This is a genomic window from Paenibacillus spongiae, from assembly GCF_024734895.1.
Taxonomy (GTDB): domain Bacteria; phylum Bacillota; class Bacilli; order Paenibacillales; family Paenibacillaceae; genus Paenibacillus_Z; species Paenibacillus_Z spongiae.
Genome location: NZ_CP091430.1, coordinates 3,125,049 through 3,143,510, shown reverse-complemented (window position 1 = coordinate 3,143,510; position 18,462 = coordinate 3,125,049). Strand labels below are relative to the sequence as shown.

The 18,462-nt window shown below is 48.6% G+C and carries 16 protein-coding genes; 4 read left to right on the top strand and 12 right to left on the bottom strand.

The window, feature by feature from the left end:
- Positions 1–73: 73 nt before the first annotated feature.
- Positions 74–1,366, top strand: a complete 1,293-nt coding sequence (gene murC, locus L1F29_RS14425; RefSeq protein WP_258388995.1) for a UDP-N-acetylmuramate--L-alanine ligase — start codon at positions 74–76, stop codon at positions 1,364–1,366.
- Positions 1,367–1,489: 123 nt separating this feature from the next.
- On the opposite strand, the gene L1F29_RS14420 is transcribed toward murC, so the two are convergent.
- A complete protein-coding gene (locus L1F29_RS14420) occupies positions 1,490–2,386 on the bottom strand; it encodes an RCC1 domain-containing protein (protein WP_258388994.1) in 897 nt (298 codons plus the stop codon).
- An 81-nt stretch (positions 2,387–2,467) separates the two neighbouring features.
- Positions 2,468–3,151, bottom strand: coding sequence for a DUF6273 domain-containing protein (locus tag L1F29_RS14415; protein WP_258388993.1), 684 nt, complete (start codon positions 3,149–3,151; stop codon positions 2,468–2,470).
- Positions 3,152–3,306: 155 nt separating this feature from the next.
- On the opposite strand from L1F29_RS14415, the gene L1F29_RS14410 reads away from it, so the two are divergent.
- Complete coding sequence (locus L1F29_RS14410; protein WP_258388992.1) at positions 3,307–4,014, top strand: MerR family DNA-binding transcriptional regulator; 708 nt, start codon at positions 3,307–3,309, stop codon at positions 4,012–4,014.
- Positions 4,015–4,148: 134 nt separating this feature from the next.
- Here the strand turns inward: L1F29_RS14410 and L1F29_RS14405 are convergent, their stop codons facing one another.
- The 3 genes from L1F29_RS14405 to L1F29_RS14395 all read right to left on the bottom strand — a co-directional run bounded on the left by L1F29_RS14405 (position 4,149) and on the right by L1F29_RS14395 (position 7,754).
- Positions 4,149–6,365 carry a glycerophosphodiester phosphodiesterase family protein gene (locus L1F29_RS14405; RefSeq protein ID WP_258388991.1) on the bottom strand — a complete coding sequence of 739 codons (2,217 nt, stop codon included), beginning with the start codon at positions 6,363–6,365 and terminating at the stop codon, positions 4,149–4,151.
- 500 nt (positions 6,366–6,865) lie between these two features.
- Entirely contained in the window at positions 6,866–7,381 is a 516-nt protein-coding gene (locus L1F29_RS14400) for an SRPBCC domain-containing protein (protein ID WP_258388990.1), read from the bottom strand.
- Between the two features lie 28 nt (positions 7,382–7,409).
- Positions 7,410–7,754, bottom strand: coding sequence for an ArsR/SmtB family transcription factor (locus L1F29_RS14395; RefSeq protein ID WP_258388989.1), 345 nt, complete (start codon positions 7,752–7,754; stop codon positions 7,410–7,412).
- Between the two features lie 254 nt (positions 7,755–8,008).
- Between L1F29_RS14395 and L1F29_RS14390 the strand changes: the two genes are divergently transcribed.
- Positions 8,009–8,347 carry a hypothetical protein gene (locus L1F29_RS14390; protein ID WP_258388988.1) on the top strand — a complete coding sequence of 113 codons (339 nt, stop codon included), beginning with the start codon at positions 8,009–8,011 and terminating at the stop codon, positions 8,345–8,347.
- Between the two features lie 298 nt (positions 8,348–8,645).
- Here L1F29_RS14390 and L1F29_RS14385 read toward each other — a convergent pair whose 3' ends face one another.
- From L1F29_RS14385 to L1F29_RS14355, 7 genes are all read right to left on the bottom strand, one after another.
- On the bottom strand, positions 8,646–10,112 hold the full coding sequence (locus L1F29_RS14385; RefSeq protein WP_258388987.1) for an amino acid permease: 1,467 nt from the start codon (positions 10,110–10,112) through the stop codon (positions 8,646–8,648).
- Positions 10,113–10,473: 361 nt separating this feature from the next.
- The gene (locus L1F29_RS14380; RefSeq protein WP_258388986.1) at positions 10,474–11,130 is read right to left on the bottom strand and encodes a GAP family protein; all 657 of its coding nucleotides are present in this window, start codon (positions 11,128–11,130) and stop codon (positions 10,474–10,476) included.
- The gene (locus L1F29_RS14375) at positions 11,127–11,903 is read right to left on the bottom strand and encodes a MerR family transcriptional regulator (protein WP_258388985.1); all 777 of its coding nucleotides are present in this window, start codon (positions 11,901–11,903) and stop codon (positions 11,127–11,129) included. Before L1F29_RS14375 ends, L1F29_RS14380 begins: the two co-directional genes overlap by 4 nt.
- Positions 11,904–11,932: 29 nt before the next feature.
- Positions 11,933–12,109: a hypothetical protein gene (locus tag L1F29_RS14370; RefSeq protein ID WP_258389909.1), complete on the bottom strand. Its 177-nt coding sequence runs from the start codon at positions 12,107–12,109 to the stop codon at positions 11,933–11,935.
- Between the two features lie 380 nt (positions 12,110–12,489).
- A complete protein-coding gene (locus tag L1F29_RS14365; protein WP_258388984.1) occupies positions 12,490–13,752 on the bottom strand; it encodes a metallophosphoesterase family protein in 1,263 nt (420 codons plus the stop codon).
- Between the two features lie 245 nt (positions 13,753–13,997).
- Positions 13,998–15,395, bottom strand: a complete 1,398-nt coding sequence (locus L1F29_RS14360) for an extracellular solute-binding protein (RefSeq protein ID WP_258388983.1) — start codon at positions 15,393–15,395, stop codon at positions 13,998–14,000.
- Positions 15,396–15,675: 280 nt separating this feature from the next.
- On the bottom strand, positions 15,676–17,046 hold the full coding sequence (locus L1F29_RS14355; RefSeq protein ID WP_258388982.1) for a sulfatase family protein: 1,371 nt from the start codon (positions 17,044–17,046) through the stop codon (positions 15,676–15,678).
- Positions 17,047–17,410: 364 nt separating this feature from the next.
- Here L1F29_RS14355 and L1F29_RS14350 point away from each other — a divergent pair, with 364 nt between their 5' ends.
- The gene (locus L1F29_RS14350) at positions 17,411–18,346 is read left to right on the top strand and encodes a helix-turn-helix domain-containing protein (protein ID WP_258388981.1); all 936 of its coding nucleotides are present in this window, start codon (positions 17,411–17,413) and stop codon (positions 18,344–18,346) included.
- Positions 18,347–18,462 lie beyond the last annotated feature (116 nt).

Below are 18,462 nucleotides of genomic sequence, written 5' to 3'. Positions count from 1 at the left end.
AATTGGTTTATGGGCATTCGCACATTCGGTTTAACGACATATACTATCACGATTACGTATTCTGGAGGTCACTATGGACAACTTTCACTTTATCGGTATAAAAGGCTGCGGAATGAGTGCTTTGGCACAAATCCTCTCCGACCTTGGACATCATGTTCAGGGGGAGGACATCGAATCGCATCTCTTCACCCAAGTGCCGCTCGACTCGCGCAATATTCCGCTTTACGCTTTCGGAGACGCACCGTTGAAGCCTAACATGACGGTCATTGCCTCAAATGCTTATGACGACAACCATCCCTCCGTCCTTCAATGCAAGGAGCTTGGAATTCCCGTTCATCGCTATCACCATTTCCTGGGCGAATGGATGAAGGGCTACACAAGTATTGCAATTACAGGAGCACATGGCAAAACAACGACGACGGGGATGCTGGTGCACGCCCTTCATGCCCAAGAGCCGCCATGCAGCCTGATCGGCGACGGAACCGGCAAGGGGAATCCCGATGCGGATTTATTCGTGTTCGAAAGCTGTGAGTATCGGCGCCATTTCCTTGCCTATCGGCCGGACATAGCGGTCATTACGAATATTGATTTTGACCATCCGGATTACTTCGCGGATATTGACGACGTTAGACAAGCTTTTGAAGAGATGGCCTCGTTGACAGGCAAGTATATCGTCGCATGCGGGGATGATCCCCAGGTCCGTCTTCTGCGAGCCCATACAGACACGCTGTATTATGGCTTCGGAATGAACAACCAGCTGAGAGCCTCCAATCTGGTCGTGGATAGCAGCGGCGTCACATTCGATGTTTACTATAAAGATACGAATATCCAACAATTCAAGATCCCCGTATTCGGAAAGCATAATGTGCTCAACGCGCTGGCCGTTATTGGCGTTGCACTCGTATTGGACCGCGATATGGATCTCGTCAAAGCCCAGCTGGCGACATTCTCGGGCGTAAAGCGCAGATTTTCCGAGAAACAATGGGGCAGCAACGTTGTTATCGACGATTATGCGCACCATCCGTCCGAGATAAGAGCAACGCTTGAAGCGGCTAGAAGCAAATATCCTTCCAAAAGGATAGTCGGCATCTTCCAGCCCCACACCTTCAGCCGTTTGGAAAAACTGATCGATGATTTCGCCCTCTCGTTGAAGGACGCCGATGATGTCTACCTCTGCCAGATCTTCGGATCGGCGAGGGAAGGCAACGGATCGGTCTCGATCGGCGACTTGCAATCGCGAATTCCGAATGCCCGCCTATTATCCGATAATATCGCAGCCGATATGTCCACCTACAACGATTCCATTCTTGTGTTTATGGGAGCCGGAGACATTCAGAAATATCAGGATCAATTGTTTCAATCGTAAAAGATAATTAATGGCACCTTTTCGGGTGCCATTTCCGTTTTTGTGACTGGTCATATAAAAATTTTGGGTATTCGTTTTTTTTCCATTTTTCCGCTTGGAAAGTTGAGCTATTAATATTGAAAACTAATTGCCGGGCAGTTGGATGCCGTGCCAGCCGCTTACATCGCATTGGCCATATTCATTATCACCCACAGCAACCACCGTGCCGTCCGATTTAAGGCCGAGAGTATGAGCGCAACCCGCTGCAACCGCCACAATATCGCGCCAGCCACTTACATTGCATTGGCCATGCTCATTCCAACCCGCAGCCGCCACGGTACCGTCCGATTTAAGGCCAATGGTATGACTACTACCCGCCTCTATCGCCACAATACCGCGCCAGCCGCTTACATCGCATTGGTCATGCTTATTCCAGCCCACAGCAACCACCGTGCCGTCCGATTTAAGCCCGACGGTATGAAGGTAACCCGCCGCTGCCGCCACTATGTCGCGCCAGCCGCTTACATTGCATTGGCCATACCGATTATTACCCACACCCGCCACCGTGCCGTCCGATGTAAGCCCGACGGTATGCCAGTCACCTGCCGCTACCGCCACCATATCACGCCAGCCGCTTACATTGCATTGGCCTTCATTATTTCGACCCATAGCCACCACCGTGCCATCCGATCTAAGCCCGATGGTACGACGCCAACCCGCCGCAACCGCCACAATATCGCGCCAGCCGTTTACATCGCATTGGTCATGCTTATTCCAACCCACAGCCGCCACCGTGCCGTCCGATTTAAGCCCGATTGTATGAGCATTACCCGTGTTCGTCGCCATATGAACATTACCAGCCGCGACCGCCACAATACCGCGCCAGCTGCTTACATTACATTGGCCATATTTATTATCACCCACAGCCGTCACCGTTCCGTCAGATTTAAGACCAACGGTATGACGACGACCCGCAGCTATGGTATCTTTAGGCCACCGTTTCACCTTTAACGCCGCTTCTTTCGGTAAAATGCAATCCATGTCTTACCTCCTTGAAAACAAGACCTACTCCTCCACTTTACATTCATGGTTGGCTGGGTATTTTCTCGTTTTCCATCTTTATCATGGAAGATTCATATGTAAAGCAGGACGCACACCATAACCGTCTATACTGTTATTCCCATAGCTGCGAATACTGCAACCTGGACCTGCAAAAAACGCACGTGAAGGCTTGTTTCCTTGCGTTCGCAGCCACCACCAGGAACAGCCAACTTCTTCGCCGTCTCTGATGATATAGTTATCTTTGTTCGTTTTATCATATACATATAAGCTGCATCCATCGGGCTTTTTCGTCTTGGCAAAATCGGTTCCAACAGCGCGCCTCAAATCCTTGCCGTGGATCTCAGATAAAAATCTTATCTCGGCAGCGCTAAGCAGAAAGACCTTGTCCTCCGTATCCGGGCAGCCCTCTCCGTTGTCCGCGCAAGGAGTCGTCTTTATGAATTGCTTTTCGGCGGCATTAAATGCGGCGTTATAGAATTCATCATTCAGCCACTCGCGTAAATCGCAGTCATGCCACGTAATTTCCATGCAATCGCGCCACTTCAGATCCGCGCTCTTGCCGTGATACCTCTTGCAGTCCAAAATATACTCACTCAAAACAAACAGCTCGCTTCCTGATTTTTGTAGAACACGCCATTTAATCGCCAGTTCTTTACCGTCTGCAGACTGCGGGTACGTGCCGAACGTAATGAAGTTGCCGGGCTTTAGGTTCCGGTACGTTAAAGCAAAATGACCCTTTTCCATTAAGTTTTCCTCCTCGGTTTTTCATTCCAACTTCGATCATATAACATTCATGCAAGATTTCATTTGATATAACCAGAATCCTTGTGTGGACGGCTATTGCCTCTTATAATATTGTTGCCGTACTTTAGAGTTTGACTTTAAGGAAGGTGTCGCAGATGGACAAAACCATTACGCCGAAACAGATGGCCAAGAGACTTCATGTCAGCACCACAACCTTGCGAAGATATGAAAGTCTCGATTTGGTGCCTGACGTACCTCGGACAGCCAGTAATAGAAGATATTATACTCCGTTGCATGTTCAAGCTTTCCTTGCTTTACGGTCCTTGATCAAAGGATTCGATCTGCCTATCGCCTACGATGTCATGAACTTATTAAAAAAAGGTCACGTTGAACAAGCACTTTGGATGATCAATTTACAACAGTACAACATTCAGGTAGAGAAGCAACGAATCGAGGAGGTCATGAGCCTCATTCATCAAACTGATTTCTCCATGTATAGGAATATTCAGGTCACGGATGAAATGAAAATCGGTGAGATCGCCGTTATCGCTGGTGTAAACCCATCCGCTATTCGACATTGGGAAAAGGAGGGGCTTATTCGCGCTGAGCGGAATCCGGAAAACGGATATAGAGTCTTTACATCGAGGGAATTAAAAAAGATTATTGTGCTAAGCAGTTTAAGGAAAACCGTCTTTTTCATTGAAAGCATGAAACAGTTGCTTGAAGCTTTAGAGATACATGATCTGACTTCGATTGAACGCTCCTTCAAAGTGGCTCTTCAGAAGCTGAATGAGCAATTGGAAAAACAAATGAATGGCATATCAGAAATGATGATATATATACATTTTTTCAAAATAGTGTAAATGGTTCAAATTGAAGAGCCGAAATTTTTTTGCGTTATCGGATTTGAGGTATAGATATCTGGCCATGTCAAACAGGCTGCCGAGCATATCGGCAGCCTGTTTTCGATTCGTGCTGAATCAGCGGTATGAACAACTTATAGCGTGCTCCCATCAAATGTGCTAGGTTGTGCGGTAGCATCGCCTGCAAATGAAATTCGCGCATCGTTCCAGCCTTCCGGCAGATGGATCGCTCCGCCAACGGAAGTGGTAAGTTCGATTCTTTCGGATCCCTTCTCCACGATGAGCGGTTTGAGAGGAATCCCCATTCCGTTGGAAGCATTCGTGAGACGGGCCGTTAACGTTCCGCCTTCGACTGAAATCGATGTAACCACCGGTGTATCAAGCACATCCAGTATGACATCCGTCTGATTTGTTTGTGCCCCGTCGATTCCTATGGCGCGTCCGTTCAAAAAGGTTTGGCCTTCCAGTTCCGGGCCGAAATCGTAGGAGTGAGGTATTACGATACCGCCGGCATCGTGAATCGCAATGATGCTTTCAGGCGTATATTCGTCCAATCTGGATCCATACACCGAATAATAAGAACCTAGCAAATATAACATTCCCGGCGTCTCGTAACGGTTTCGATTATAGATTAGTTTCGCCTCTGGCTGAGCTTGTTTAATTCGAATATCGCTTGAGTTAAAGATCGAGCGTTCGATAACCCCGTCGTATTGCGCCGCAAGATTCGCCAATTTTCCCGGATCGCTAATTTCTTTAATGTCGAACTCGATTCCACCGCCGACTTGCTCCGCGAGTTCCAGGATTTCTTCAATCGATGCGACTTGGGCAGGGTCGTACTCGCTTCCCAGCCATTGATCGTTATCGGCAGCATTTAACGCGCGGACTTCGTCATAAGTCATATCCGATATACGACCGGTGCCGTCCGTCTTGGAGTCGACCGTTGAATCGTGGAACGAAACAAGTTTGCCATCCTTCGTCTCCCGGACGTCGACCTCGACCAGATCCGCGCCGTATGCAAAAGCGTACCGATAGGAGTCGAGCGTATTTTCAGGCGCTAACCAAGGTGCCCCGCGATGCGCGGAAACGATGGGATCCGCAGCCCCTTGATCCGGCATTTCGGCATTCATCCATCGGGTCGGCTCAGGTTGAAGATCGGCATTCGGTTTTTTTCGAATGACGAATGTTTTGTCATTCCCATCCTTTGCATTTTTAATATTCAAGAATAGCTTCTGACTATCGGAGGGCGCGAAGCTACCTACAGGATCAAAGTATAAACCTGTGGGAACGGCATTCTTATCGGACAACGAAGCGAATCGTTCAACACTGTCGGCTGTTCCGTCGTTATTATCATCAAACTTGGCAAGCCATACATCAGCGAACTCGTTATCTTCCGCTATCCATAGATTGCCTTCATTATCGAGTGTCAGGTAGCTTGGGTTATGAAAATCTTTTTTGGAGGTAATATCACCAGCTTGGATAAAGTTGTGCACAATAGGCATCTCATCAAGCGATATGGAAAGAACGCGATCTTCTCCCGTAATAGCGACATAAAGTGTATTTTCCTTGATCGCCATATCGCCTGGAAACTTATAATCTGCCGCTTTGAGCTTTGCTGCTGCAGAACGCGCATCCTTAAGGACCTGCTCTTTGTCAAGCGCTACCCATTCAGCAGTAATATCCTTGTCCTTCTGCTTTTTAACGGTACGCAATGCATAAAGCTGTCCGCTTGTAAGGTCTCCAGGTTGCTCGGGAACAAACCGATAGATTGTGCCTTTACGATCATAATCGGTCAAATATACGTTCCCGTTTGCATCCAATTGGATTCCTTTATGTGAAAGGGATCCCAGTGCCGGCAGTGCCTTGGCCGATCCGTCAGCAGGGTTTATTTCATATATCAGACCGTGCACGGCATTTGGAACATTCGGATCCGGATGTGCTGCGTTTGATATATTTTCGGCTGTAAGCACAGTGCCCCATGGCGTCCATACCAATTCATCCAGTTCTTCCAAATCTTCTCTTTGGAAAATAATTTTTGTCTCTTCTCGGCCTGATAAATCAGTGACACTAACTGCTGCGTTATGGTTTAGCTGGTGGGTTCGATAAAGATACCGGCCTGCTTGATCGCCTGTTTCATTTAACACGTTCATACCCGGGAAATCGAGGAAGTCTCCATCCGTTTTTTCATTCATAATCCACACTTGTTCGTACTCTTTGGGGAGCACAAAAGGGCTTTCCGCAGAAAAGGAACCGGCGTTTGAATTCTTCTCTGCGCTTGTTTCATAAGGTAACTGAGTGCTTCCCAAGACAAGAACCGACAAAACGCCTGCTAACATTGCTTGTTTTTTCTTCATCTTCATCAACTCCCTATACTATGATTAATATAGTTAACAATCTTAAAAACAAGTAAGATTTTCTTTCTATCACCACCTTTGTTCTTAAATACATGAATATTTTAGGATACTTTTATTAAATATACGTTATCCTATTTTGAATATTTTGTAATTTTTGACAGAGCGGGCTGTGCAATCCGCTGTACTGCACGGGTGTCGGCAAAGCGATTATTGCCTATTTCCCGATCTCGCTCGTCGAGGCAGAACCGATCGCCTCCTTCGGCGTCTCCTGTCCAAAGTGGCGGCTACCCAACGAACGCGTTGTCGAAATCGGGGAAATGATCCGCGATGCTTCCGCAGAAATTTCCGCAAGATTCGGTTATACCGGCCCAAGATGAACCGCGGCGCGCCGGCGGACGAACAAGCTCCGGGAAAACCTCGTTCCACGGAGCAGAGAGGTGCGTCGTGCCAACAAAAAACAGCCGCCGGCTCTCAAGCCCGGCGGCCGTCCCTAACTTTCCTTACTTGACCTCGTTCAAGCGCTTCTCCAGACGCTCCCAAGTTTCGGCTATGCCCTCCAAAGCACCCATGTCCGTAATGGTCTTGAGGGCTTCCGCGGACGCATATTCTGCGCGGTTGACCAGCTTCGTCCTGCCGCCCAGATCGATGAATTCAAGCTTGATTACGGTCGATGGCATATTCTCGTTCTCATTGCCTTCGGCATCCGAGAAGTAATCGGTATAGACGATCTTCTCCGGCTCGACAATTTCCTTATACACGCCTTTACCCCAAGATTCCATGCCGTAATACTCGCCCAGGTTCTGATCGATGCACTTCATGCAGTAATGCCATACGCCGCCCGGACGGAAATCGATGTTGCAAACCGGAAGCTCCCAGCCCTTCGCTCCCCACCAATGCTTGAGATGCTCCGCCTCTTTAAACATGTTGAACACGAGCTCGCGCGGCGCGTCGAACACGCGCTCCAGCACGAGCACCCGATCGTTCTCTACCCTCGAAACCATTGCATTGTCAGACATTGTTACTCCTCCTCAGCCATTAGTTTTTTTAGGATTCATCCTTGTTCTGCAGTTCCTTCAAGTAGTCTTCCAGTTTGTCGAATCTGTCTTCCATGACGCGCAGGAATGATTTCGCCCATGTATCCAGCGCTTGGAAGGGCTCGGGCCGGAGCTTGTAGATCCGCCGGTTGGCTTCGGCCTTCACTTCCAGAATTCCGTTGTCGCAAAGCACCTTCAAATGCTTCGAGGCTTGGGGCTGGCGAAGCCCCAGCCGATCGGCGATCTCTCCCACGGTCAGAGGACCGCCGCGCAACAGTTCGACGATTTCCATGCGGTTCGGTTCTGCCAATGCGCTCAGCGTTGCCATGTCCATGCCTGGATACTTCCCTGACATGCCGTTCACCTCGTTATGTGATGGTCACTCGGTATAATCTCATCTCCTTCATCACTAGGTTCATCTTCCGGTTGATTTAAATATACACTACTCGGAATATTCCTGTAAAGGAATATTTAAAATAAAATTCACCATCATAGCCTGTCCCCTGTTAGCCTCCGGACGTTTCCTTTGCGCGCAGCTGTTACAGTGACCGGATTAAGAACCAAAGAGAGCCCTCATCATTGAGGTCTCCCTTTTAACGAGCCAGCACCATGCTTTCTTTCCAAGCAGCTTTGGAGAGCCGCATCGTCACTCTTTTGGGCGATCTTCTCCGACGTCAGAAGATCCGGATAAGGCTGCTGCTCCTGCGGCTTAGAGCCGGTGCTGCCGTTGGTTCCATCCGCTTCCTCGATCAAATAATCGCGGCCGCCAATGCGCAGCATATTAACGTTTGGCTGTTCGGGCAAGAAGAACAGATATTGTTTGGTTGTTCCATCCTTATACTTTTTCGTATATTCATCTCCGCCAATTTCCAGTTCGGTTGCCGAGTTGACCTTGAACGAATACGTTTCACCATTGCTCAGGAGAAGCTGGTTTCCCTCGATTCATAGGTCAAACATTTATCCCTGGGCAGTTGAGAGCGTCAAGCCCGCCATCGGGGAAGCTGATTGCCCGCGGCTGGAACGCCTCTATTCGCTTCAGCTTGCGCAGCCGGCTTGGCAACTCCCTTTACCTTCATAAACTCATCACTATAGATGCTTATCGTCTGCTGCTGGCTGTACCAGCCTACAACTGCGCCCGTCGCTCAGCCGTTCGTCGCTTCACACGCCAATCTATCGATTCGTATAACAAAGACCTCTAAAACCGGAGGTCTTAGAGGTCTTTTCAACCGCTGCAGCAGGCCAAGCATTAGTATTCGTCCTTAATCCGGCACTCCCGAAGCGGGATCAGACGCGTACGATGCTTCATTTTGTATCCGATAAATACGCCGACAAACAGCGGAAGCCCAATATACGTCGCGGCTAGTCCATATACATTAACATTTCCCTCTCGGAACATGGAATAACCCTGACCGACAATCACGATCACACAGATGACAAACGCTACGATCGGCCCGAACGGGAACCACCTGGCCCGGTAAGGCAGCTCGTCCAGACTGTAGCCTTGGACGACGAACGCTTTGCGGAACCGGTAATGGCTTATCGCGATCCCAAGCCAGATGAGGAACCCGCACATGCCGGAAGCGTTAAGCAGCCAGATGTAGACGACGCCTTCCCCGAACAGCGAGGCAAGGAATGCAAGTGTCCCGATCGAAGCCGTAACGACCAGTGAAGCGATTGGAATGCCGCGTCGATCCAGGCGCTTCAGCCAAGCAGGCGCCTTGCCCTCCTTGGCCAGCGCCCACAGCATACGGGTGGAAGCATACAAACCGGAACTGCCTGCCGACAAGACGGAGGTCAGAATGATCGCGTTCATCACCGAAGCCGCGAAGGCGAAGCCTGCTTTTTCAAAGACAATCGTGAATGGGCTGACGGAAATATTCGTTATATCCGCATTAAGCAGCATCGGATCTTGATACGAAATGAGCGTGCCGATCACGAAGATCGCGAGGATGTAGAACAGCAGGATGCGCCAAAAAATTTGTTTGACCGCCTTCGGCACATTTTCCGCCGGATTCTCGCTTTCCCCTGCGGTAACGCCGATCAGCTCCGTTCCTTGAAATGAGAATCCTGCCGTCATGAATACGCCCAGCATCGCCATAAAGCCGCCATGGAAGGGAGCATCGCCTATCGTCAGATTTTGAAATCCCGCTTCGTGATTTCCCATAATGCCTGCAATCATCAGAAGCCCGACACCAATGAAAATAAGGACGGTTGCGACCTTTATGATGGAGAACCAATATTCCGACTCGCCGAATGCCCGGACCGACAAATAATTGATAAACACAATAATGCCGAGAAACAGGGCACTCCAGAGCAGTGAAGACGTCTCGGGCAGCCAGTATTTCACGATGAGACTCGCAGCCGAGATTTCCGCGGCGATCGTAATCGCCCAATTAAACCAATACGTCCAGCCAAGCGCGAAACCGAATGCCGGATCGACGAATCTTCCCGCGTAAGTGCTGAATGAGCCTGACACGGGCATATAAGCCGCCATTTCGCCAAGACTGGTCATAAGAAAATACACCATAAACCCAATCGCCGCATACGCTAGCAGCGCTCCTCCAGGTCCCGCCGTATGAATTGCGCCGCCGCTTGCCAGGAACAGCCCCGTTCCGATCGATCCGCCAAGCGAAATCATCGTCATATGGCGGGCTTTCAACCCGCGCACTAATTGTTTCTTTTCTTGTTTCTTCTGACTGTTCTTGATGTCCATATGTTACTTTCCTCTCCAAACGATAAAATGCGCCAATACCCTTTACCTAACGCTGCTTTTCCTCTAGTATGCCCCATTTCCGGGTTTATCCAAAAGTGACTTTCCCGTTTTGTATGGTTCACCGTACAGTCCCAGGTCATCTTTGAGCCGCAGCGCCAGAAAAGACAAAAGTCCTCTAATTGGAGGACTTAATCGCAAAACCCGCTATCCGTGTTTCGTTGCGTGATCGGAATAAAAGTGAACTAACACCCATCAGCCTGCTTCACAAACGTGTCAGAGCCATCGTTGATTTTACACCAATTCAGCTTAAAAAACATCACAACAAAGACTTCCAAATATATGCACCACTTGTACCCGACTCTTACAAATAGTCCAGACTATTCACAATCATAATCAATCCGACGATACACATGATCCACGAAATAGCCGATCCTGAATGCTTCGAAAGCTTGATTCGAAGCCTTTCCAATGGTCTTTGCATCAATCGCCCTAATATTAAGTGCAATGTAAACACGATTAATGGCGGCAGTATCATAATGAAATTATAGCCGGCTAGAATCGGGAGCCATTGATAAACGGCTAAATTCGAGGTAGTCATCAGACCGATCGCTGCAAAATAAGGAATTGCCGTACCCACTTCAATCAATGATGTCGTCAACCCGAGTGCAATCATGGATGCCTTGCTTCTAGTCTTCGGCCTTGGCAATTCCGATCGTTTGTTATTCGGATAGTAAAAGCTGGCTATAAATAGAATCCCCCCTATAATCAACATTACCCAGCTCACGACGCGATTATGAAAGATGGACGAGAAAGCAGCCAGTAAAGCATCCAAGCCAAGCATGAAAGCAACACCCACAAAAAAATAAAACAGCGCAACCATTGCTAAATAAATCATTAATCGTGAGCATAATCGTTCTCTTTCCGTTAAAAGCAAATATACGGTTACCCCCAACGTTGCCGGACTGAGCGTATCTAATATTGCCAATCCCCCTACCATTACAATCATTTCAAGACTCATGACTCTCCTCCTTGCATGGGAGAGTCTTGCCGGGAAGCAATGTGAATATCAAACGCTCGTTCCATAAAATCAAGAATATCCTTTTCAATCGGATAAAGACCGAGCATCTCCGATTGCTTCGGAGATTTCCTTAATTCCCATAATTTATCCATAAAGTCATCATCACCTTTGAATTCCTCCGCTTGCTTTTCCAGCATGCGCCGTATGATGTTTTGCACTTTTGATGAGGCAGGATCGTCCTTCTCCTTCATAAGCCGTTTGATCTGACCTAGCAAAGCAATCCACTCCATCGAATCTGGATCTTCTCCATTCATCTTTGGAAGCTTTGTCCAGTTCTCCATTTCTTTGTCGTTAAACATGCTCTCCTTGAAGGTCAGCATTCTTTTATTATTTTGATTCGATAACTGAATAAGCTTCTGTACCGCAAGACGTTCATCCCCGCCTTCGATTGCAATGCCATTTATTAATTCCCGCAGAGATGACTCTATGCTTTTCAATCTTTTATGCTCTTCAATGATATAGCCTAGCTGGCCTTTCAAACTATTCGACCAATTCCATTTCGAGTCGGATAGCATTCCTATAATATCTTGCAAACTGTAACCCATTCCTTTTAAAAATTGAATATATTGAAGCTTTTTTAAATCCTCCTCCGAATATAAGCGATGTCCGCCTTCCGTTTTGGATGAGGCTGTCAATAATCCGATCTGATCATAATACCGAAGCGTTCTGACCGTGATCTTGGTTTGTTTCGCGACTTCATTAATGTGAATCAATTCCAGATACCTCCAACGATTGATAAATATTAATTTTCATTATCTTTGTATGCAGCATATTTAATTAAATATCCCAGCCCTAATCCGACTAATACTCCAGGTAATGCTTGATCAAGCACAAGTCCAATCCCTGCTCCGATTATGACGCATGCATAAATAATGATATCTCCTTGTTTCATATCCATCATCCCTTTTGTATCATTCATCTCTTCTCCCTGCTCATTGGGTTCATTATACAAAATGACGTTGCGTCACTTTCAAGCGCTTTTTGAAAAAAAGGTTCGCTAAATTATAGCTTGATCCTGACATAACGTAATCTTATATAATCATCCTCACAACTGCTGTTATTCCTCTGGATAATCTTCAGCAAAATAACCGAAAGACGCAGGGGCAAACCGGTGATGGCTCATATCATGTGCAGCTCCGAACAACATCTGGAAATATAACAATTAAATGAAAACTTGCAACAAAAACAGACTGTCGAGAGCTTTCTCGACAGTCTGAGTGATCCGCCCCAGCGAATCTATTCGTTATAGCATATATGGGGATAAGGTTCTTCCCATGCTCATGCTGGTTCCACTACATATTACTTCAATATATTCCGACCCTCATCCGGGACGAGCCCCGGATCGGCGTTACGCGCCAGCGTAACCGGATCGATCAGATCGATGCCGTAGTCTTTCGCGAACACCATGTGGGTTTCGACGTTCACGTCGCCCCCGTTTGCCTGCAGATTGTACACACGGGCGCCGCGAAGCCGGTTCCGTTCGGCCCCGCTCAGACCGTAAGTGCCAAATCCGGTATTGCCGCAATATCCGAGCATGACGCCGTAGTAATTGCCGGAGTAGGTGTTGACATGGTCATGTCCGCAAAATACGCCTTTGACGTCCCCGCGGTCGAGGATGGCGGAGAACATACCGCTGTTAATCGGACCAGGGCACTCATCTTCGTTCCGTTCACCAATGATGCCGTGCTTGATGACGGCTCTGGCATGATCCGCCTCCGTCCTGCCGTCCACGCTGGCGAACCACATGAAGCGGTATTCCCACAACGGGATATGAATGAACATGAGCGACGGCACTTTCCGTCCGAATTTTTTCTCGAGCGCGACAGACGTTTCGTAATACCAGTTAACCTGGTTCATTCTCAGCCAATCCCAACTCGGATAGCCTTGGAAATTTTGCCCGGCGATTTCCTTCGGCGCATATCGGCCGCTATCCAGCAGCCACATGTTGAAGACCGGATCCTTGCCGCCGCGTCCGCCGCCGATCAACAGATTCATATTTCCCGTACCGGTGATCCCTTTCGCGCCGGCATCGTTCCGGTTGTATTTGTAAGCGCGATAAATGCCCAGCATGGCTTCTTCGTTCATGCCGCTGTTCGCGAGGGAATCCTCGTCATGATTGCCGAAGGTGATTGCCCAAGGAATACCGCGCTCCTCCATCGGCATGGCGATATTGTTAATCGCCTTCCTCACTTCATCCGGCGTATCGGTTCCGCCCGTGATGTTATCCCCGTTCATGACGACAAATCCGGGTTTCTCCGCATCCAGCACCCGTTCCATCAGCTGTACTGTGCGGGGATCAATATCTTCATCATCCTGGGTATCATTGAACTGCACGATTTTGAACTTGCCATCCGAATCGAAATGAAGCTTGGTCTCGCCAAATCGCCGTTCGTCCTTTTGCCCATGATCGTCATCTTCGTCCTTGCCATTTGCGAAAGCCTTGCCTGCAAACAGGTCTGAAGTTAGACCGGTCGCTCCCGCCGTAAGCGCCAAGGCGCCCAAGCCGCTTTTCTTCAGAAATTCCTTCCTGTCCATCTTCTTGAATTCATGATCGCCAATCACCTTCATACCTCCTACGAAAGTTTATGGAATAGCCGCTTTCACTATTAGATTAGAGGTTATTATCATTGAAAATGTTATCGGAATCATAAATTCATGTAAATATTCCAAAATAAGCAAATAGCCGCAGTCCTAAAGTACGACTGCGGCTGCTTCGTCAAGTATTAAAGATCGATACTGCGGTCGGCATTCAGGAATATTAAAGGACTAAATCCTCAAATGACGTGCCCGGCATTCGCGAAAACCGCTTACGGCTTGTATTGCTCGTCGATCAGCTTCTGCGTATAAACGGTCATATGATCGAGAAAGGCTTTCGGCTCAAGTTCCCCGCTCATGACCTCCGCCCATTTCGCATTGAATTCCGGCTCGTAATCGACAGGCATGAACGGCTGCAGCTTCGTCGCGCTTTGCAGCACGTCGTAAGCCGCTTTCGAGATCGGATCCCTCTTCGTTTCTTCTTCAAAATAAGGATTGTTCTTAATGCCCGAGAGCCAGCCAAAATGTTTCTGCTGCGATTCGGCGCCGGCTTGGGTTGACGTCATCCATTTCAACAGTTCCCAAGCGGCCTCTTTGTTCTCCTTCTTCCCGGCTTTAGTAAGCGCGAATGACCAGCCGCCGATGTATATAGACTCTGGCGGCATCGGGATGGCTTTGATATCCGGGTTCAGCTTGTGGTAGTTGCGCAGGTGCAGGGCGATTTCCGGCTGCAGCGCCGATTTCCCTGCTAGAAATCTATCCGTATTCTCCGGCAAGCTGGACTGGAGCCGGCTCAAGCGATTGTCGTCAATATTCTCACGCTTGAACCGGACGATCCATTCCAGCGCCTCGACGATCTTCGGATCATTGAACGTCACCTTGTTGTCCGCCGGATTATAGAAACTGGCAGCATCCGCCCCGTTAAAATAAGCGATAGTCGTCAGACTGTTCATCGGACCGTAGACTTCGTGAGGCAAGTAGGTCGTCATGACCTGCTCCCCGTTCTCGACGATCCAAAACTGTCGCAAGAAATCCCCGTAGGACTGCAGCGAGTCAAACTCCGGAACTTCGGTATAACCGTTATGCTCCAATATTTCCGGGTTGTACATCATAATAAACGCAGGTTCCACATGCCATGGCAGCGCCCAAACCTGGCCCTCCGGCGATAAGGATCGCTTATAGGCGAAATCGTAGAATAACTCCGGTTTCACTTCGCCATCCGTCTCAATATAGGGAGTCAGGTCTTCAATCATATCATTCTTCGTCAGATCGGGTGCCAGCCCCAGCGCGCTGATAAGGTCCGGCGCCTCTCCCCCCGCAATGAGCGTGGCCAGATCGGCCGTCGTCTGATCCATATAAGTGACTTTGATCTTCGGGTATTCCTTGTTGAAATCGGCAATCAGATTCTTGAACTGCTCCGTGAACCCCGTTCCCCATGGCGTCAGCACCTTCAGGTCCCCTTGGATCGCCGTCTTGTCTTTCACAGCCATACCCGCATCCTCGTTCGTTTCCTTCTCCGTTCCTTTTTCTTCTGCATTCGTCTGAACCGGAGCGGATTCGTTCTTCTTCGTATTCCCGTCCGAAGAAGAACAGCCGGCTAATACGGTCATCATAATGAGCAGAGCGGCAAACATGAAACGGATTAAACGGGTTTGATTGTTAGCTTTCATAAATACACCCCCTAATGTTCTTTTGATGATTAGCAGATGACAGACAAGCAGCATTGAGAACGGTTACAAGAACTTGCTCGCCATACCCGTTCCACAACAGCCTCCATTTCAGTCCTATTATACAGCCGACGATATGAACCCGATGTGAATTTCCGTATCGGTTATGGAGCAAACAAGGACGACAACATGAAGAAGCCGATTACGCAGCTGTAATCGGCTTCTCTATCCCATTCGGCAAATCTATCGTTATTCCGCATTCACTCCTCTATAAATGATTTCGTTATACCTGCGGAAGATTAAATTTGTCTCCCGTTTCGTCAATCCAGCGCTGCAAGCGGTCGTGGAGCCGTTTGCGCAATTCCCAAAACTTGCTGTTATAGGCGAGGTTGACTTGCTCGTACGGGTCCTCGTTGAGATTGAAGAGCAGCCACGGCACGCTTTCAAAGGTTACGTATTTATAGCCGTCGCGCGTTACAATGCCCCGATAGGGCTGATCGACGCTATCCCAGTGGCAGGTCGGAATGATGTTCTGAAGATACGCGGAATCGGGAAGCTCTTGGCGTTCAAGTCCCCTTTTCCGCAGAAACGAGTAGTCGAAACCTTCCATCCAGTCCGGCGGTGTTATTCCGCATAGACCAAGCGTCGTTGGCGCAATATCGACATGATTGATAAGCGCATCGGTTACGCCGCAGTTATAGTCGGTTTCACCCACATAGTGGCCTCCAATGATAAAAGGAACCCGGATCGATTCTTCATACGGATTTGTTTTGCGGAATTGTCCATGCGATCCATGCATGTCGCCATGGTCGCCGAAGAATATGATTTGCGTGTTCTCGAGCAAATTCTCTTCCCTAAGCGCATCCACAACTCTGCCTACGTTGAAATCCAAATTTTCGATCATCGCATAGTATCCGGCCAGATCTCTCCCAGCCTCTTCCCGAATCCGGGGAACATCCGGTACGTTAGGACGGAATTGAATCGTTTCCCGATTATGACGGCGATACTCGGCTGGCGCAAAATAAGGGTCATGCGGCGGTTGAACCGACAAGATGCCGAAGAATGGCTGAACAGCATTTTGCTCATTTGATTGCGCCCGTATGTAATCAATCATAATATCGGTAAGTTTATCTGTTTCGAATCCATCTAAGCGATAAGGGGTATTGTCCGGATCGCCCTCTCTATCTAGAACATAATGGCCGGAGGACAAGTCGCAGTCGCCATGAACATAGCAATTCCATTGGCTGTTATTGTTGTCATAACCGACCCAATACTGGAATCCCCCGCGCCGTTCCCGATCGACAACATGGTAGGTTTCGGTTCCCCAGTTTGCAACATGACCGTCCAAATGCCATTTGCCTATATATGCAGTACGATATCCGTTATCGCTGAATACATTCGCAATGGTAGGACCTTCCGGCATTGCAATTTCGTGTCCCGGAACGCAATGGTGAGGATATTTCCCTGTTAACATGGATCCGCGAAACGGACAGCACAACGGCAAGCCCGAAACAGCACGCTGAAAGTTAAGGCCCATCGCCGCCATGTTATCGATATGAGGCGTTCTGACATTAACATCTCCGTTGACGCCCAATGCTTGTGCGCGATGCTGGTCGCCTAGTATCCAAATGACATTCGGTCTTTTGGCAGACAAAATATCCACTCTCCCTTATGTTCATATTTCGAAGTAGCTTCGACAGTCCGCCTCCTGCATCATCTCCGGCTTGGCGCAGCCGCATCAACCGAAGGCGAACAATGAAGCGCTCAGCTCTGTCAGGATTCGTCCGATCATCCTGTGGTTCCAGTTGACTAAAATCCAGATGACGTCTGGACGATTCCTGCCTATTTGTATATTATTGCTTACTTAACTCTATCATATGGGCGATACACGGTATGTACCCGCAGCATGTGAAAATGTATCAAAAATGCAGATGAGTCTATTAGGTGCGGAGGAAATCACATTCTGGCGTAGAATTAATCATAGGCAATAAAAACCTGTTGAAGAGGTGTGCTTTTCGATGCTGCAGATGGAAATGAGCAACCGCAGTTCCCTGGATCAACTGCATATCAACCTCCGCTGGATGAAGGAGTGGAAGCGGAATTCGAGCGAGCGTTTGGCGGAAGGACCGCTTCCTTACAACACGTTCTGGCTCACTTTGTCCGGCAGCGCGACCATGCAATTCGACAAAGAGGTCTACGAGATCAACAAATACAGCATTATCGCGCTTCACGCCCAGACGTTCCATCGATGGATCTCGATCGGAGACAAAGAGCCGTTTCATTATTTGTCGCTCGCCTGCGAGGCCAGGGTCGGCTCCTTCGATTTGCTACGGATGTACCGTTTTCCCTGCCATGCGACACTTGACGATCCTGCCTCCTTCGAACAATTGGTCGCCCTATGGTATGAGTTATCGAATGAATTTTACCGGCTGCTGAGCAATTTCAATGGCAAGGATGTGAATCAAGCGGATCCACTCTTTGTTTTCAATACATCGCAAACCATCCAATATCTGAAGATTCGTTCCTTGGGCAACCTATGGATCCACCAGCTGTTCGAGCTGCTGCGGCAGCAGCTGCCGGAAAGTCCGGTCACGTATGATATTCGAGTCTATGAAATATGCGATTATATTAAAGAACATTTGCGTGAGCGGACTACGTTGGAGGAGCTTGCCGCACGCGCCTCGCTAAGCAAGGAGCATCTGCGCTTTCTATTTCAGAAAGAGCTTGGCCTTTCTCCCATGAAATATGTGACCAGCATCCGGCTTCAGAAAGCCAGGGAACTGCTGCTTATGACGTCGAATCCGATGAAGGACATCGCCCAGCGGATCGGATATGACGATCAGCATCACTTTACGCGGGCGTTTCACCGTGCGGAGGGGATGTCGCCGTCGGAGTACCGCAAGAAGTATAAAGGGAGCATCGAATTCCCTCCCGAAATGCATGGAGGGTCGTGACTTCTTTTTTTATATAGCTTGATTTATTCCGGTATTTTTGAAAAAATAATGCATGGTGATCAGGGTCAAAATCGACCCTGCCTAACCAGGTGTTATTTACAACGATTATCGCGAAA

Excerpts from the sequence above, each read along its gene's own strand:
- murC (WP_258388995.1), top strand. The coding sequence starts at position 74 with ATGGACAACTTTCACTTTATCGGTATAAAAGGCTGCGGAATGAGTGCT.
- L1F29_RS14420 (WP_258388994.1), bottom strand. The coding sequence starts at position 2,386 with ATGGATTGCATTTTACCGAAAGAAGCGGCGTTAAAGGTGAAACGGTGG.
- L1F29_RS14415 (WP_258388993.1), bottom strand. The coding sequence starts at position 3,151 with ATGGAAAAGGGTCATTTTGCTTTAACGTACCGGAACCTAAAGCCCGGC.
- L1F29_RS14410 (WP_258388992.1), top strand. The coding sequence starts at position 3,307 with ATGGACAAAACCATTACGCCGAAACAGATGGCCAAGAGACTTCATGTC.
- L1F29_RS14405 (WP_258388991.1), bottom strand. The coding sequence starts at position 6,365 with ATGAAGAAAAAACAAGCAATGTTAGCAGGCGTTTTGTCGGTTCTTGTC.
- L1F29_RS14400 (WP_258388990.1), bottom strand. The coding sequence starts at position 7,381 with ATGTCTGACAATGCAATGGTTTCGAGGGTAGAGAACGATCGGGTGCTC.
- L1F29_RS14395 (WP_258388989.1), bottom strand. The coding sequence starts at position 7,754 with ATGTCAGGGAAGTATCCAGGCATGGACATGGCAACGCTGAGCGCATTG.
- L1F29_RS14390 (WP_258388988.1), top strand. The coding sequence starts at position 8,009 with ATGCTTTCTTTCCAAGCAGCTTTGGAGAGCCGCATCGTCACTCTTTTG.
- L1F29_RS14385 (WP_258388987.1), bottom strand. The coding sequence starts at position 10,112 with ATGGACATCAAGAACAGTCAGAAGAAACAAGAAAAGAAACAATTAGTG.
- L1F29_RS14380 (WP_258388986.1), bottom strand. The coding sequence starts at position 11,130 with ATGAGTCTTGAAATGATTGTAATGGTAGGGGGATTGGCAATATTAGAT.
- L1F29_RS14370 (WP_258389909.1), bottom strand. The coding sequence starts at position 12,109 with ATGAATGATACAAAAGGGATGATGGATATGAAACAAGGAGATATCATT.
- L1F29_RS14360 (WP_258388983.1), bottom strand. The coding sequence starts at position 15,395 with ATGAAAGCTAACAATCAAACCCGTTTAATCCGTTTCATGTTTGCCGCT.
- L1F29_RS14350 (WP_258388981.1), top strand. The coding sequence starts at position 17,411 with ATGCTGCAGATGGAAATGAGCAACCGCAGTTCCCTGGATCAACTGCAT.